Raw genomic sequence first — 15,231 nt, forward strand, 5'->3', positions numbered from 1 at the left:
TGTGTGCCATCCCGTGCCGACCACACGGATCGTATCGTGGCGTGGCGTTGCGACCTTGACCCTGACATTACCGCCATGCTAAGCAGGTGCTCAGCACATTTTCGATCTCGAAATCGGGCGGCGGTACAGCTTGCCGCCGAATACCGCCGGTAAACGCAGCCCAGGGAGACGCAATCCGATGAGCACCTTCGACTCGATCGACTTCTTCACCGATCCGTCACTGGTCCCAGATCCGCACCCTTACTTCGACTACCTGCGCAGTCAAAATCCGGTGTTGCGCCTGCCGCACTACGGGGTCATCGCCGTCACCGGCTACGACGAAGCCTGCGAGATCTACAAGGACCCGGACACTTTCTCCAACATCGTCGCCCTCGGTGGGCCCTTCCCGCCGTTACCGTTCACGCCCGAAGGCGACGACATCGGCCCGCAGATCGATGCGCACCGCAGCTCCTTTCCGATGAACGAGCACATGGTCACCATGGACCCGCCCGACCACACCAAGGCACGGTCGGTGCTCGCCAAGCTGCTGACCCCGAGCCGGCTGAAGCAGAACGAGGAGTTCATGTGGCGCCTCGCCGACCGTCAGCTCGACGAATTCCTCAGCCTCGGTGAGTGCGAGTTCATCGCCGAATATTCCAAGCCCTTCGCCACCTTGGTGATTGCCGACCTGCTCGGCGTCCCGGAGGAGGACCACAAGGAGTTCCGCACCGTCTTGGGCGCCGACCGGCCCGGCGCGCGGGTGGGCGCCCTGGACCACGAGTCGGTGGGCATCAACCCCCTGGAGTGGCTCGACGACAAGTTCTGTAACTACATCGAGGATCGGCGCCGCGAGCCTCGCGGCGACGTGCTCACCTTCCTGGCGGAAGCGAAGTACCCGGACGGATCGACGCCCCCGGTGATCGAGGTCGTCCGCTCGGCGACCTTCCTCTTCGCCGCGGGCCAGGAAACCACGGCGAAGCTGCTCAGCGCCGCCCTGCAAGTTCTCGGTGACCGGCCCGATATCCAGCAACAGTTGCGCGAGGACCGCAGCCTGATCCCCGGGTTCATCGAGGAATCGCTGCGGATGGACAGCCCCGTCAAGAGCGACTCGCGGCTGGCCCGCAAGGCAGCCACCGTCGGCGGTGTCGACATCCCCGCGGGCACCGTGGTGATGATCCTGCCGGGCGCCGCCAACCGCGACCCGCGCCGGTTCCAGAACCCGCACGAGTTCGACTTGCGCCGCAAGAACGTTCGCGAACACATGGCGTTCGCCCGTGGTGTGCACTCGTGCCCCGGCGGTCCGCTCGCCCGCGTCGAGGGGCGTGTGTCGATCGAGCGCATCCTGGACCGGATGCCGCACATTGAAATCAACGAGGCCCATCACGGGCCGGCCGCCGATCGTCGTTACACCTACGAGCCGACCTACATCCTGCGTGGACTGAGCGAGCTGCACCTGACGTTCACCACCGCGGACGCGGTCGCTCCGGTGGCCTAGGAACACTCGCCACTGGCGAGCGCTACCGGACCTGCATTCCGACGAAGTAGCTGCCGAGCAAGACGACGGCGATCAGCACCACCCACGCGTCGGTGAGTCGGCACAGCAGGACCGGGGCGTCTCGCACCTCCATGAACTCGCGAAATATGATGCGCACCTTGATAAGTGCGATGACGATGACGCTCGACGTCACCACCGCGCTGGACTTCAGCAGTCCGCCGGCGGAGTGATCTATCCCCAGATAAGCCAGCGTCAGCGCGGCCAGGATCACCCAGACGAACAGCAACCTCTTGTTGAATTTCACCCGCTCACCTCACCACGTAAAGCAGCGCAAAGATGAGCACCCATAGGAAATCGACGGTGTGCCAATACGTTGCGCCGGTTTCGACGATTTCCTGGGAGCGCCGCGCCGGACTCATGAGTTGGTAGACGACGACGCCCAGGACGACGAAGCCGATCAGCAGGTGAACGAAGTGGATCCCGGTGAGGAAGAAGTAGTACATGAAGAAGTCGTTGCGGCCTATGCCGTTCCCCGCTTGGACCAACCGCGCCCACTCGAACACCTTGAAAAACAGGAACACTACGGCGAATCCTGCCGTGACGACGACATCCCTGAGAGCCGCGCGGTAAGCACCGGCGCGTGCCGACTGAACACACCGCGCCACTGACCACGAGCTGAGCAACAAAATCAAAGTATTGAAGACTCCGATGCGCAGGTCGAGGTGCGCCTGCGAGTGCAAGAAGAGCTCAGGATTGCGGCCCCGGGCGAACAGGTAGAAGGCGAAATATCCTGTGAAAACCAGGGTTTCGAACAATACGAAGGCCCACATGTCGGGTTGGCCGGGCACGGCCCTGGCGCGTCCGCGCTCTTCGGCGAGGTCTGTCATCGCGCAACCGCCTTCTTTCGCGGCAGCTCAGGCAGCGGTCCGGTACCGAAGTCTTCACGTCGGATCATCTGAAACAGCATGACGATGAACGTGACCTGGTAAACCCCGAAGACGACCATGTCCAGCCACCAAGCGATCTCGCCGTCCCACGCGAACACGCCGCGCCGGAAGATCCAGCAGGGCGCCACGACCACCTCGGTCAGCGCGTTGCACAGGTTGAGGTAGCCGAACCACTTGGGGAATACGCGATTCCTGTCCAGCAAGATCGCCACCATCCAGATCAGCGAGCCGATCAGGAAGACTCCCATGGTTCCGTCGAAAGACAAGAAGGCGAAGTCATAGAGCCAACCGATCGCCTCGGGGTCGCGGTTGGGTCGCAGCGTGCCGACGATCAGGGCGATGTTGAGCAGCAGCATGCCGGGAACCGCGCTGAGCGAGTAGATGAGCAGATAGGAGTAAGCGAACGCGCGGCTGACCGACATGCGCCGCATCGAGTAAGCGATGAGGGCGTTGTTGACCGCGATCATGCCGCTGATGGCGAAGATGACCCCGAAGCCGACGGGTATGCCGAGGTGCCGTTCGGAAAACCAGTGAGCTTGGGTCGTGAGGTCCCAAGTGGGCTCCGGCGGCGGCTGAACTTGCGCCACGATGAAGAACATCGGGAAGAAAAGACTGTAGAACACCATGAGCACCCCCCACGCCAACCACAGCTCTCGCTTGGGGTCGCGCCTCAGGTGCCAACCGATTCGGTGGTGCAGGGGGCCCGCGGGCGGCGTGGCCGGGGACGCCGGCGGTGCGACCACCGCGCTCATGCGGTGATCAATTCATCTGAGCGCCCGCGAGATTCGGCGCGCTCACGATACACGGCCCGTCCCAACACGACGCCCATCACAATGATCCAGAGCGCGATGGCCACGTTTTTCACCCAGAACGACAGCACGCCATCCCAGGCCAGCGGGCCGGTCAACGACGCGCCGACGAACGTCGCCGGCACCAGCGCGGCCGCCACCAGAAGATTGAAGTTTGCCACCCAGCGGTTGAACACCGGACGGGACGGGTCATCGAAATAGATTGCCAGCGCCAAGATTACGCATTGACCGATGAAAAACGGGACCAGGATGGTGAAGGTGATCCAGGCGAGATCGTTGAGCAGCTGCGTCAGTTCGGGGCTGCGCTCCGGGCGAAAGGCGGCCAGCAGCCAGCAGACGTCGGCGACGAGAAACAGCGTCGGGCCGCCGGCCGCGCACCCGAGCATGGCGTAGGAAAAGATCGGCGTCCGGTGCGCCATGCGGCGGATCTGCAGCACGATCAGCGCCAGTATCGGCACGAGGCACACCCCGAACCAGTTGAACAGGATCATGCTGGAACGGATCTGCGGAATGTGCCCCGGATCGCGGTAGAAGGCGGCCACCTGCTCTGCCGGCATGGTGGGTGACATCGGCGGGTCGAATCCCGGGAATAGGAGGAAGGCGGCGATCCAGAGGATCAGCGCCGCCGGCAATGTCCAGAGCAGGATCAGCTCGCCCTCGGTCCGCCGGTAAGCGCTTCGGGCAGATGGGCTACTGCCCGCATCGTTTACGCCGACGTCGGACATCGGTACTCCTTCCCCGCACGAAATCGCTGCCGGAACCCGGCTAGTGAGCGAAGCTAGCCGATCGGCTAGCCAGGGTCAATAGCGTCGTCTAGTCTCGGTGCGTGGGAACAGCACGGCAGCCGGTCACCGGTGAGCAATTCTGGCTCATCGAGCACAGCCCGGCTCGGACGCGGGTACTCGATGCCGCGTTGGATCTGATCGCCACACACGGTGTCAGCGGTACGTCACTGCAGATGATCGCCGATGCCGTCGGAATCACGAAAGCCGCTGTCTACCACCAATTCCGGACTAAAGAGCAGATCGTCATCGCCGTGACCGAGCGTGAACTCGGTCGGCTCGAACCGGCGCTCGAGGAGGCCGAAGCATACGACGACGGCCCCCAAGCGCGCGATGCCCTATTGGTGCGGGTGGTTGAGATGGCCGTGCGCGACCGCCGGTTGGTGCGCACGCTGCAGTTCGACCCCGTCGTCGTCCGATTGCTGGCCGAGCACAAGCCGTTTCAACTTTTCATGGACCGTTTGTACCAGGTACTGCTGAGTGATGCGGGTCTGGACGGGCGGATCGAGGCGGCCATGTTCTCCGGCGCGCTCAGCACCGCGGTCATGCATCCGCTGGTTGCCGACATCGACGACGACACTTTGCTCGATCGGGTTACCGACTTGAGCCGGCGCCTACTCGGTCTGCCTCGTGCACCCCATGACTGAGTCGGCTATGTGTCGGCGCGGACCCAGCTCTCTATGCCGTCGTGGGCGATGCAGATCAGGAACAGGCCATCGGGCGCCTGCGCGACGTAGTTCAGATAGTTCTGGCAATCCGCGTTTTCTTCCTTGACTCCCGCCATCGGCGGTGACCGGAACCACCGCGGCTGATATCTGCGCGGCGAGCCGCAGAACATCAGCCGCCCGGGCTCCGAGGCGAAGGAAACGTATCCGTCGGCGACACCGAACGCGTAGTAGCTGGTGTTGTCGCACGGCGCGCCCAGAACCTGATGGGGCATGATGCCCGGGGTGCAGGCCGGGTAGTCGCAGCCGGTCGGCCCCGCCGAGGCTGGCGGCGCCGCCACCACACCGGCGCTGAGCGATGCGGCAACCAGAGCCACGATTGATCGCACCCGATTACTCTGCCACACCCGAAAAGAAAATTCTCCTGGTTGGAGAAGATCAGTCGGCCCGCACGGCCGTCGGCGCCGAGGCACTGGACGCGGCTGCGTCACGTTCCCCCGCGGGGCGAGCATTTCCGCATTTGAGAGCCGCGGGGGCGGCTGGCCGACGGCGCCATTGAGCCCGGGCCGAAGTGATAAGCTCGCTCTCCGTGCGCGATCCGGACGGGCCTGAGGCCGACCTCTCGGAAGTGGACGCGGAAGACGAAGTCGCCCAAGCTGAAGCGCGTGCCCGAGCGGCTCGGGCACGCCTGGAAAGCCTGCGCGGGGCAGCCGAAAGCGGGGACCCGGCCGACGATGCCCAAGATGTCGAGCAGCGCCCCGCGGCGTCGATCCGGAAACGGTTACGGTTGCCGCGGCGTCCCAGGCGGCCGCGATGGCTCCGGCGCCCAAAGCGGCGAACAGTAGCCGCCGGCATCGGCATCATGCTCTTCTCCGCTTCTCTCGGGGCGAGCGGCTTCATGCTGTGGCAGCACCACATCGCGCTGCATAACCGTCAGCTCACCGCGGAGTTCAGTGCAGCTGCCCGGCAAGGGATCACGGCATTCATGTCGATTGACCCCGCTCATGCCAAAGAGGATGTCCAGCGCTCGATCGATGCCTCCACGGGCGACCAGAAGAATCAGCTGTCTGTGCTGTCGACGCTGCTAGTCAATAAGGCCGAGGAGACGAAGGTCGGCACCAGGGTCACCGTTGAAGCCGTCGCGGTCCAGTCGGTGAGCGACAATTCGGGAGTCGTGCTTGTGGCGGCGAAAACCGATCCCATTGGGCCCGACAACGCCAAACCACCACCGGCCCTGTTTCGCCTCAGTGTCAATTTGGACCGCGACGGCGGCAAGCTCAAGATGTCGAAAGTTGATTTCCTGCGATGACTGTCGAACATGGCTCCTCGCAGGACGGCACCGAGAACGACAGTGACGGCCCGCCGATTCCAAGTGTCGACCAGGAGGGGCGGCCGGCTGCGATTCGGCGTCGGGCCCGCCGGTATTTGGCAAGGTGGCGTTCGATCGTCGCGACAACGCTGGTTATCGCCGCCGTGGGAGTCGCCGCTGGGGTGTACTTCATCCTGTACCGGCCGGATCAGCAGGTTGGCGACGCGGCGGCGAACCGGGCGATCCAGGCGGCGTCGGATGGCACCGTGGCGGCATTGTCGTATTCCTATGACCATTGGAATCGCGATTTCAACAACGCGAAATCGCATCTCACCGGCGACTTCCTGGCCTACTACAGCAAATTCGCCGACGAAGTCATCGCGCCGACGGCGCAGAAGGGACGACTCACGGCGACGGCCAAGGTTATTCGGGCCGCAGTCTCGGAATTGCATGCCGATTCGGCCATCGTGCTGGTGTTCGTCGACCAGACCACCGCAAGCGTGCAAAAGAAAGACCCCGAGACGACGCAGAGCAGCGTCTTGGTCACGCTGACCAAGGTCAACGGTTCTTGGCTGATCGCGAAATTCGACCCGTCCGGATGAGCGCGACAGATGTTGTCCTAACCATTATCTGGCGGGCCAAAGCGGTGTAACGTCATCGCTCGAGAACGCCGCAACCGACGGCGGAAAAGGTGCCATAGGCACTCTCGAATTACGCGCTTCGAGGAGCACCTGATGCGTTCAGTCAAAACACTCACCACCGCAACGCTGTTGGCTGCCACTGCATTCGGCGGTTTGGGCACTGCACCCACAGCCCAGGCAATAACCAAGGAAGACGTGGCCATCAATGGGACTTTCCGCGCCACGTCCATCGGCGACTATGCCCAGAGAAACGATCAGTATTTCGGCGAACCGACGGTCTACCAAGTATGGACCATCACCTCGACGTGCGAGTCAACCCAGGAATGCCATGGCACGGTGAAGAGCGACCAGGGATGGAGTGCGGCGCTGTTTATGAATGATGGGGAGATGTGGAAGATCAGACGCGAAGTCCTGAACTGGGAGCGGTGCGAGGACGGCACCGCGTTCCCCGGACAACAGCAATACTTCTTCTACCCGGTGAACGACAATGGTGGATTCCAAGTCGGGTCGCGGGTTTTCGCGGGTAAGGACAAGACGGTCGGTCCAAGCGGTGCCTGCGGGCAAAACCAGTGGCTTGACATCACGATGCCGTTGCGTCTCGACCAGCTTTCCTGACCGCGCCGTCGTGACCTGATTGCCCGCCCCTGGGGCCGCTTCGTCTCCGGGCGAATTCAGGTGGGCAGCATGTCCTTCCACGTCCTGGGCGCTTTCGGAGCAACGAGATCCGACTGCTGATACAACTTTCCGTCGGGACCGACATAACGACCCGTGTGCGGATCGTACTTCGCCACCACGACCGAGGGCGCGGGCTTAGATGCGTTGCCTCCGAACGAGCTTGGCGCAGCCTTGGGTCCTCCGCCGTCGGCCCCCTCGGCCGGTGCAGGGCCGGGAGGAACGAGCGGGACTGGAGGCGGGGCCGGCGCTGCGGGCGGCGGCGGAAGTTCTCCCGCCGCAGGGACATCGAGTGGCGCGATAGGCGGAAGGTCCGCCGACATTCTCGACATCGGCGCCAACGCTGGGGGTCCCGAAGACGGCACCGGGGGAACAGCGGCCCCAACCGTGCCCGGCGGTGGATTTTCCCCCCGCGGCCCCGCAGGGGCGCCGCGCGGCACCGCCCCCGGCGGTAGTGGCGTCCCCTCGACCGGGCCGAAAATCCTGTCATTGGTAGTGATCCGGTCATCGGGCGGGACACCCTGGGACAACAGATTCGGGTCCAGCGGATAGGGACCGAGGGTGTGCTGGCGCATCGCCAGCGGCATGTACGGCTTGTCGCTGTTGCAGATTTCGACGGTCGGTGCGCGCTTGCCCGGGTGGCCCATGCAGGGATAGTTGCGGGCGCCACGAACCGCGATCGGTGAATCCTGCGGGAGTTTGCAATACAACCCGTCGGGTGTGTCGATGTCGGTGAGGTCGTCCGGGGATCGCCAGGTGTTGGGGGGCATGAAGCCGACCGTGCAAATAGGCGGATCGTCGACCGTGGCCGCGAAGTCGCCGTATGCCCTACCGTCGGGGTGGTTTTCACCCTGAGCGGCCTGCTCGACAGCAACACCCGACGGTAGCAACACCAGTAGCTGCTCGAGTGAGGGGTGGTAGGTGACGCCGATCTGCCCGATGGTGGTCAGGTTGGCAAGCAGGACTGGCAGCGTCGGTTTGATTTGCTCGAGAAGACGCGAAGCTTCGTTCGCGGTGTCAGGGCCCTTCTCCAAGATGGTGCGGAAGTGGGAATCGTTATCCACCAGCGTATCCGAGATGCCGGCGAAGCTGTGTGCCCACTTCCTGATCGAATCGGTGGTGCTCGCTTGGGTATCCAGCAGCGGGGCGGTGTCCTCGGTGAGCGCTCGTGTCCGATCGACGACGCCGTTTGCGTCGCGGGACAAAGTCTTCGAGGAATCGAGTAACGACCCCAGGTCGTAACCGGAACCGTTGAAGCCCTGGAAGGACTCGTCGAGCAGTTGTCCGAGTTTGGTCTTCGGGATGCTTTGGACCAAGGCATTGACCTGTTCGAGCATTGGGGCGACCGGCTGCGGAATCGTCGTGTCGCGCACGGCGATTACCGAGCCGTCGTGCAGATAGGGCGGCGAATCGGTTTTGGGCCGCAGGTCCACGTACTGCTCACCCACCGCGGAGACACTGAGCACCTGCGCTGTGAGGTCAGCGGGCACCTTGGGTGAAGTGCTCAGCGACAGCGTCGCTTTCGCGCCGGTCGGCGTCAAACCCACCGAGGTGACCTTGCCGAGCTGAACCCCACGGTAGGTCACGTTGGAAAACCGGTACAGGCCGCCGGTGGCCGGCAGCTCCAGCGTCACCGTCATCCGGCCGATGCCCAGCAAGGTCGGCGCTTGGATGTAGAAGAGGACCATCGCAATCACGCCAATGATTCCGGCGATCACGAAAATCGCCAGCTGGATACGAACGAAGCGCGTCAGCATCTATCCACCCGCTCCCGCCGGCGGCGCCTCTGCGGGCGGCGCCGTTTGGCCGAGACCCGCGTCGGGCAGCGGGGCCGCACCCGAAGCAGGTCCGGGCAGCGGGGCCGCACCCGGAGCAGGCCCGGGCAGCGGTCCATAATTTCCCGGTCCCGGTCCCGCAGCCGGCGGTGGGCCGGGCAGCGGAGCCGCACCCGGCGGTGGTGGCGGCAGCGGCAACGCGTCGGGATCGACCCACGGTGGCCTCAGCGGGCTATGCAGAGGATCGAGTGTGTAATTCATGCGATACGGGTCGCCCGGCACCGGTGGCACCGGCATGTCCAGTTGCCCCCAGTGGGTTCCCAGGAACAATCCCTTCTTGAGCCGTGGAATCGTCAGGTCAAAATCGAAATGCAGGTTGAAGAAATCGCCTCGGACCGCTCGGTCGACGAAGTTCTGGGTGAACGGGAACACGAACGCCGCCGAGATGGCCGCGCCGAACTCCGGTCCGACGTCGGCGAGCGCTTTGATGGTCGGCTCCAGGTTTTTGAGGTTCGTGACCAAGTCGGCCTGCGCGTCGTTGACCAGCCGCGTGGCGGTGTTGCTGAAGACCCGAAGATGATCCAGCGCGGCCGTCAGACGCGGCCGCTCCTTGATCAACACCTCGAGCGCCGGCGGTATCTTGCGCAGCGCTTCGGTGACAACGTCGCGCTGGTCGGCGAAGTTGGCCGACAGCCGATTCAGCGCCTGGATGGAGGCGACGAGGTTGTCCCGCTGGTCGTCCAGTGTCCCCACGAAGGTGTCCAGGCGGGTAATGAGATCACGCACCGCGCCCTCGTGCCCGGACAGGGCGGCCGAGAAATTGTGAATGACCTCCCCGATCTGTCCCAATCCGCCGCCGTTGACGACCGCGCCGAGCGACGAGAGCGTTTGCTCGGTCGACGGGTAGGCCGACGACCGGCTCAGCGGGATGGTTGCCCCCGGCTGCAGCCGTCCGCTTCCCGATTGTCCGAGCGGGGTATTGAGCTCCAGATGCATCGAGCCGAGCAAACTGGTCTGGCCGACGGTGGCTACCACATTGGCCGGGACCACCACATCGCGCTTGACCGAGATCTCGACGTCGGCGTGCCAGCCCTGCACCCTCATCGCACCGACACTGCCAACGACGACGTCGTCGATCATCACCGGCGAATTCGATTCCATCGTGCCGACATTCGGGAGCTCGACGTGGTAGATGTTGGCCCCCGGCCCGCGTCCGACCGCGCCGGGCAGGGGTAGTGAATTCAGGCCGTGGAATGCGCATCCCGTGGCCGTCAACACCACGCAACAGCCGACGGTGAACACGCGCCTGGCGACTACCCGGGCGATCATTGTTGTGGCCCTCCGTCTGGCAGCAGCATGCCCGACACGGTGGGCGCCGGAGGTGGTGGCATCGGTGTCGACGGTGGCGGCGGCAGCGGCATCGCCGCGCCCGGTATCCGCTCCGGCGGCACCGCCCCCGGCGGTCCCACCGGATCACCCGGCAGGCCGGTGTACGCCGACACCGCCGGCGGGATCTCAGGGGCCGCGGGTTTCGGCCCCTCGCCGCCGGGGGCCAGGCGCGGTTCGGTGTAGAGAACCCTGCCCGGGTCGATTGACTTGGCGATGAACGGGTTGATGGGAATCGGCGAGTTATTCCAGCTCGTCTGCCGCAATCCAGGACCAAGGAACAGCGAGCACAGCTTGCCCGATTCGACCGCGGTGATGTTCTCGATGGCGCCGATTTGCGTGCAGCCCGGTGTGGACAGCAGAACCTGACCGCCCCAGGTGGGATTCGCCATGTTCATCAGCCCGAAGCCACCCACGATCGTTCCGGTGTCGGCGTTGTAGTCGTTGAAGAAGTTGCCGAACGCGTTCGGCGCCGCGTGCAGAATGTTTTCCAGGGCCATGTGGTGATCGACCAGGTTCTGCGTGACATCGGCCAACCGGGCGATCTGCTCGCTGGTCTGGTTGCGGGTCCCGGCGATGAATCGCCGCACTTCGCCCACCGCCGTCGACAGATCGGTCAACGCCGCGTCCAAATCCGATTTGCTGTCATTGACCACGCTGGTGAGCGTGGCAAGGCGATTGTTGAACTGCACGAGTTGGACATTGCTGTCGCGCAGCGCGGCGACGAAGGTCTGCAGGTTTTTGATGATGTCGACGATGTTGCCACTGCCGTTGGCGAGGATCCGGCCTACGCCTGACAATTGACCGAGCGTTTGGCGCAGCTTGTCGCCGTTGCCGTCCAACGCGTTGGCGGCGCTGTCGATGAACCGCCCCACGGATGTGCCCGATACCCCGCTCTTGGGTCCCAGATCCGTTGCCAGCCGCATCAACTGGGTTTTGACCTCGTCCCACTCGACCGGCACTGCGGTGCGTTCGACCGGTATGACTGCGCCATCGCGCATGACCGGCCCTCTATCGCGGTAGGCCGGTGAGAGCTGGACGTAGCGGGCGGCCACCAGATTCGGGGCGACGATCACCGCCTTCGCGTCCGCCGGAATGGGCACGTCGCGGTCGACCTTGAGGACCATCTTGGCCTGAGTGCCTTGCGGCTGAATGGATTTGATGCTGCCGACTTTGACACCCGAAACCCGCACCTCGTCATGGGGATAGATCGCGGTGGCGACGGTGAAGTAGGCGGTAATCGTCCGTGGGCCGAAGAACGTGTTACGGATGACCACGGCGGCCCCGGCAACGATCAGCCCGACGAGCACGATCGCGGTCACCGCGGCCACCCGCTTGCGCGGCATCCGGGAGATCATTGTGATCCTCCGATCCGTCCGCCCAAGGTGCAACCAGGGCACTGCGGAATCAAGTTGTATGGCCAAGGGGTCAGTGCCCGAGGTACCGGCGATGGGGAGCCGGGGCCCTTAGCAGTATCGAAGGTCCGGAATCCCCAGAGGTAGTCGACCAGCTCCTGGAAGAGTTGCGGGACAAGGAAGTTCGGGGCGAACGCCTGGTAGGCGTACATGCCGGAAATGGCCTCACCGACGGTGATCTGGAATTTGGCAAGGCCTGGCAGCGCTTTGCCGATGTTGTCGCGGTTCTTCTCCAACACTCCGAGAACCCGATTCAGCCGCTCCAGCGTCGGCGCCAATGTGCTTTCGTTGTCGTGCACCAACGCCGTCAGCTGCTTGGCCACCACCGACGTGTTGGCCAGCAGGTCCACGATCTCTTGCCGGCGGGCGACCAGCACTTGCAGCAGGGAATCCGAGTTCAGGATGAGCTTGTTGACCTGCATGCTGCGTTCGGAGAGTATTCCGGTGACATCGCCGGCACTCTTGAACAACTCGCCCAGGTTCTTGTTGCGGCTGTTGAGGGTTCGCGACAACCGGGTGAGCGCGTCGAAGGCCGGCCCCATCTGGGGTGCGATCTGGTCGAGCGTCGCCGCCAGCGTGTCCAACGACTGATTCAGCGCCGTGGTGTTGGTGCCGGCCGTGTCCGACGTCAGGTCACTGACCGCTTCGGTCAACGAATACGGCGAGGACGTGCGCGAGACGGGGATCAGCGTCATCGGATGCATCGTGCCGCCGCCCGCGGACTCCACCGTCAGCATTCGCTCGCCCAGCAACGTGCCGGTGCGGATATGCGCGGAAGTCTCCGAGCCGAGCAGGATGTTGCCCTTCATCGCGAACGTCACCAGCGCATCGCCGTGGCGCAGCTTCACGTCCGACACCGTGCCGACCTTCAACCCCGACACGATCACGGGGTTGCCGGTCGCGAGACCGCCGGCTTCGGTGAACAGCGCCTGGTAGCGGACCATCGTCGCCCATTGGGTGAACCGATCGGGCGACAGGCCCACCAGGATGACCATCACCGCCAGGACGACGCCGATCAGTCCGGGCTTGACCAGCCCAGCTCCGCGATACTTGAGCATTAGGGTTCCGAGCACCTTCCTGCTTCTGACCTGAAGATATTGGCGCGCACCGTCTTACCCGAAAGATCCGTGCCGCGGAGCCCGAACTGGCAGAGGTAGTACGGGATGGTGGCACCGTTCACGCCGAGTCGGACCAACTTGCGGTAGTTCTTTGGCGCCTTGCCGAGTACGGCGTCGAGGCGGTCCCTGTCGCCATCGAGTATCGGCGCCAGGCGATTCAGCTGAGCTATGGTGCCGGACAGAGGCGGGCGCGCCTCGGCCAGCAGATCCGCCAGCGAGGCTGTCCCCTTGTCCAGGGCGTCAATGGCGGACCCGATCGTGTCGCGGTCATTCGACAGCCCGCTGACAAGCTGCTCGAGGCGATCGATCGCGCCGGAGAACTGTTTGCCGTCCTTGGAGACCGTGCCGATCACGATGTTGAGGTTGTCGATCAATTGCTGCACGGTTTGATCGTTGTCGGCCAAGGCGTTCGAAAACGACGTCGTCTTGGCGAACAGCGAGTCGAGAGTCCCGCCCTGACCCTGAAAGACCTGCAACAATCCTGAGGTGAGTGCGTTGACGTCGCGCGCATTAAGGCCCTGGGTAACGGGTTTGAGTCCGCCCAGCAGCAGATCGAGGTCGAGTGCCGGGGCGGTGCGGCTGACCGGAATCTGACCGCCGGCCGGCAGATGCTTGGTCGAGCCCGGACCATCGACGAGTTCGAGGTAGCGATCGCCCACCAGGTTCAGATAGCGGACCGCCGCCCTAGTGCCCTCGGTGAGGACGACGTTGCGGTCGGCGTCGAATTTCACCACAACTTTCTTGTCCGGTTGCAGCGACACGCTATTGACCGAGCCCACCCGGATCCCGGCGACGCGCACCGACTGGCCCGGCTTGAGGCGCGAGACGTCAGAGAACACCGCCGAATACTCGGTCGTCGAACCCGTCCGGTACTGGCCGAAGATGAAGAACAGGAAGGCGGTCAGCAACGCCATCACGACCGCGAAGATGCCGAATTTGATCAGCGTGGCGCGCGTTCTCATCCGGGTTGTCCGATCTGCGCGGAATTGCGTGGCGGACCGGCGAGCGGGCCGTACAACAGCTGCTTGAGGAGATCGGAGTTGATCAACAGCTGTGGGTTCCCGAAGTTCACGGGGTTCGCGCCGGTGTCGGCAATCAGCTGGGGTGGGCTCGTATTGAACGGCAACTTGGGCATACCCACGCACTGCGGGCCGCCCGTCGCGGCGACCTTGGGCAGGTTCGTGGGATACCGATAACGTTCGGCGCCCCACGTGAGACTCGCCGAGATGTTGATGCTCGGCTCCGACAACGGCGCGCCGTGAGATAGCTGCACCAGCCCGCCGAAGCCACAGGTGAGCGCCGGGCCGTACTCATTGGTCAGATCGGTGGTCGGCACGAGCAGATGCAACACATTCGTCAGGGGTCCGCGGTTCGTCGACAAAACCTCGTTGCCGATGTCGGCCAAGCCGATCGCGCTGATCAGCAAGGCGTCCAGGTTGTGCTGCTCCTCAACAATCGTCTTGCTGATCCGGGTCGCGTTCGCGGCGGTCTTCACCAGGTCGGGAGCCGCGTCGGCATAGGCGTTGGACACCTCAGGCAAGACTGTGAGGTCATGACGGAATGCGGGAAGGCTCGGCTCCAACTTGGCCAGAAACGAATCCAGGTCGCTGAGCGCCTGGCCGAGCTGTGGGCCCCGTCCGCTGAACGCCTGTGCCAGCGCACCCAGCGACTCGTTGAGCTTCGGCGGGTCGATGTGGCTCAGCACTGACACCAATTGCTGGAACACCGTGTTGATTTCGACCATGACGTGCTGGCCCTGCAGCGTCTGGCCGGCGCGTAGCCGCTGGGCCGAAGGTTGGTCGGGTGGTACCAACTCGACGGACTTCGCGCCGAAGACCGTCGATGATGCGATGTTGACGAGGACGTTGCCGGGAATGAAGTGCATCTGCGACGGGTCCATCGCCAGATGAATGGCCGCTTGGCCGTTGGGCAGCGAGTCGATCGAGGCGACCTTGCCCACCTGCACGCCGCGCAGCTTGACCTTGGCGTCCGGGTTCATCACCAGGCCGGCGCGTTGCGAGATCACAGTCACCGGCACGGTTTCGGTGAAGGAGCCCTGAAACAGACCCACCGCCACGGCAAAAATCAAGCAAATGATGAGGACGGTGGCCAACCCGAGCAGGGGCGGCAAATAGTTCCGTCCGGCCGGTGGCCGCGCGTGTCCGGTGCGCCGGGGTCGGCCCGCCGTCGCGCCGCGACCCGCCGGCACATTCTGAGTCACTTCGGTTCCACCTCCTC

16 protein-coding genes are annotated in these 15,231 nt (G+C 64.1%); 5 read left to right on the forward strand and 11 right to left on the reverse strand.

The features are described 5' to 3' along the window. Nucleotides 1–178: 178 nt before the first annotated feature. The gene (locus tag A5753_RS22350; RefSeq protein ID WP_067133659.1) at nt 179–1,474 is read left to right on the forward strand and encodes a cytochrome P450; all 1,296 of its coding nucleotides are present in this window, start codon (nt 179–181) and stop codon (nt 1,472–1,474) included. Between the two features lie 22 nt (nt 1,475–1,496). Here the strand turns inward: A5753_RS22350 and A5753_RS22355 are convergent, their stop codons facing one another. From A5753_RS22355 to A5753_RS22370, 4 genes are read right to left on the reverse strand one after another with little or no spacing between them, the layout of a single operon-like run. Next, on the reverse strand, nt 1,497–1,778 hold the full coding sequence (locus tag A5753_RS22355; RefSeq protein ID WP_067133662.1) for a cytochrome C oxidase subunit IV family protein: 282 nt from the start codon (nt 1,776–1,778) through the stop codon (nt 1,497–1,499). Nucleotides 1,779–1,782: 4 nt separating this feature from the next. After that, a complete protein-coding gene (locus A5753_RS22360) occupies nt 1,783–2,361 on the reverse strand; it encodes a cytochrome c oxidase subunit 3 family protein (protein ID WP_067133665.1) in 579 nt (192 codons plus the stop codon). Next, on the reverse strand, nt 2,358–3,173 hold the full coding sequence (locus A5753_RS22365; RefSeq protein WP_067133668.1) for a hypothetical protein: 816 nt from the start codon (nt 3,171–3,173) through the stop codon (nt 2,358–2,360). Before A5753_RS22365 ends, A5753_RS22360 begins: the two co-directional genes overlap by 4 nt. Beyond that, nucleotides 3,170–3,955 carry a hypothetical protein gene (locus tag A5753_RS22370; RefSeq protein ID WP_067133671.1) on the reverse strand — a complete coding sequence of 262 codons (786 nt, stop codon included), beginning with the start codon at nt 3,953–3,955 and terminating at the stop codon, nt 3,170–3,172. Before A5753_RS22370 ends, A5753_RS22365 begins: the two co-directional genes overlap by 4 nt. A gap of 101 nt (nt 3,956–4,056) precedes the next feature. Between A5753_RS22370 and A5753_RS22375 the strand changes: the two genes are divergently transcribed. Continuing rightward, complete coding sequence (locus tag A5753_RS22375; RefSeq protein WP_067133674.1) at nt 4,057–4,659, forward strand: TetR/AcrR family transcriptional regulator; 603 nt, start codon at nt 4,057–4,059, stop codon at nt 4,657–4,659. Nucleotides 4,660–4,664: 5 nt separating this feature from the next. Here the strand turns inward: A5753_RS22375 and A5753_RS22380 are convergent, their stop codons facing one another. After that, entirely contained in the window at nt 4,665–5,054 is a 390-nt protein-coding gene (locus tag A5753_RS22380; protein ID WP_067133676.1) for a hypothetical protein, read from the reverse strand. A 212-nt stretch (nt 5,055–5,266) separates the two neighbouring features. Here A5753_RS22380 and A5753_RS22385 point away from each other — a divergent pair, with 212 nt between their 5' ends. From A5753_RS22385 to A5753_RS22395, 3 genes are all read left to right on the forward strand, one after another. Next, nucleotides 5,267–5,986 carry a hypothetical protein gene (locus tag A5753_RS22385; RefSeq protein ID WP_231990144.1) on the forward strand — a complete coding sequence of 240 codons (720 nt, stop codon included), beginning with the start codon at nt 5,267–5,269 and terminating at the stop codon, nt 5,984–5,986. Next, a complete protein-coding gene (locus A5753_RS22390) occupies nt 5,983–6,588 on the forward strand; it encodes a hypothetical protein (RefSeq protein ID WP_067133683.1) in 606 nt (201 codons plus the stop codon). The genes A5753_RS22385 and A5753_RS22390 overlap by 4 nt, the downstream gene beginning before the upstream one ends. A 132-nt stretch (nt 6,589–6,720) precedes the next feature. Further along, complete coding sequence (locus A5753_RS22395) at nt 6,721–7,242, forward strand: hypothetical protein (RefSeq protein WP_067133685.1); 522 nt, start codon at nt 6,721–6,723, stop codon at nt 7,240–7,242. A gap of 56 nt (nt 7,243–7,298) precedes the next feature. Here A5753_RS22395 and A5753_RS22400 read toward each other — a convergent pair whose 3' ends face one another. Genes A5753_RS22400 through A5753_RS22425 form a run of 6 tightly spaced genes read right to left on the reverse strand, consistent with a single transcriptional unit; the run spans nt 7,299 to nt 15,214 of the window. Then, nucleotides 7,299–9,056: an MCE family protein gene (locus tag A5753_RS22400; protein ID WP_067133688.1), complete on the reverse strand. Its 1,758-nt coding sequence runs from the start codon at nt 9,054–9,056 to the stop codon at nt 7,299–7,301. Further along, nucleotides 9,057–10,403, reverse strand: coding sequence for an MCE family protein (locus A5753_RS22405; protein WP_067133691.1), 1,347 nt, complete (start codon nt 10,401–10,403; stop codon nt 9,057–9,059). Continuing rightward, nucleotides 10,400–11,818, reverse strand: a complete 1,419-nt coding sequence (locus A5753_RS22410; protein WP_067133695.1) for an MCE family protein — start codon at nt 11,816–11,818, stop codon at nt 10,400–10,402. Before A5753_RS22410 ends, A5753_RS22405 begins: the two co-directional genes overlap by 4 nt. After that, nucleotides 11,815–12,933: an MCE family protein gene (locus A5753_RS22415; RefSeq protein WP_067133697.1), complete on the reverse strand. Its 1,119-nt coding sequence runs from the start codon at nt 12,931–12,933 to the stop codon at nt 11,815–11,817. Before A5753_RS22415 ends, A5753_RS22410 begins: the two co-directional genes overlap by 4 nt. Then, a complete protein-coding gene (locus A5753_RS22420) occupies nt 12,933–13,955 on the reverse strand; it encodes an MCE family protein (protein WP_067133700.1) in 1,023 nt (340 codons plus the stop codon). The genes A5753_RS22415 and A5753_RS22420 overlap by 1 nt, the downstream gene beginning before the upstream one ends. Continuing rightward, nucleotides 13,952–15,214 (reverse strand): MCE family protein, encoded by a 1,263-nt coding sequence (locus tag A5753_RS22425; protein ID WP_067133703.1) that lies wholly within the window; start codon nt 15,212–15,214, stop codon nt 13,952–13,954. The genes A5753_RS22420 and A5753_RS22425 overlap by 4 nt, the downstream gene beginning before the upstream one ends. Between the last annotated feature and the right edge of the window lie 17 nt (nt 15,215–15,231).

The organism is Mycobacterium sp. 852002-51971_SCH5477799-a (assembly GCF_001667145.1).
In the GTDB taxonomy this organism is placed as follows: Bacteria; Actinomycetota; Actinomycetes; order Mycobacteriales; family Mycobacteriaceae; genus Mycobacterium.

Excerpts from the sequence above, each read along its gene's own strand:
- A5753_RS22350 (WP_067133659.1), top strand. The coding sequence starts at position 179 with ATGAGCACCTTCGACTCGATCGACTTCTTCACCGATCCGTCACTGGTC.
- A5753_RS22360 (WP_067133665.1), bottom strand. The coding sequence starts at position 2,361 with ATGACAGACCTCGCCGAAGAGCGCGGACGCGCCAGGGCCGTGCCCGGC.
- A5753_RS22365 (WP_067133668.1), bottom strand. The coding sequence starts at position 3,173 with ATGAGCGCGGTGGTCGCACCGCCGGCGTCCCCGGCCACGCCGCCCGCG.
- A5753_RS22370 (WP_067133671.1), bottom strand. The coding sequence starts at position 3,955 with ATGTCCGACGTCGGCGTAAACGATGCGGGCAGTAGCCCATCTGCCCGA.
- A5753_RS22390 (WP_067133683.1), top strand. The coding sequence starts at position 5,983 with ATGACTGTCGAACATGGCTCCTCGCAGGACGGCACCGAGAACGACAGT.
- A5753_RS22395 (WP_067133685.1), top strand. The coding sequence starts at position 6,721 with ATGCGTTCAGTCAAAACACTCACCACCGCAACGCTGTTGGCTGCCACT.
- A5753_RS22400 (WP_067133688.1), bottom strand. The coding sequence starts at position 9,056 with ATGCTGACGCGCTTCGTTCGTATCCAGCTGGCGATTTTCGTGATCGCC.
- A5753_RS22405 (WP_067133691.1), bottom strand. The coding sequence starts at position 10,403 with ATGATCGCCCGGGTAGTCGCCAGGCGCGTGTTCACCGTCGGCTGTTGC.
- A5753_RS22410 (WP_067133695.1), bottom strand. The coding sequence starts at position 11,818 with ATGATCTCCCGGATGCCGCGCAAGCGGGTGGCCGCGGTGACCGCGATC.
- A5753_RS22415 (WP_067133697.1), bottom strand. The coding sequence starts at position 12,933 with ATGCTCAAGTATCGCGGAGCTGGGCTGGTCAAGCCCGGACTGATCGGC.
- A5753_RS22420 (WP_067133700.1), bottom strand. The coding sequence starts at position 13,955 with ATGAGAACGCGCGCCACGCTGATCAAATTCGGCATCTTCGCGGTCGTG.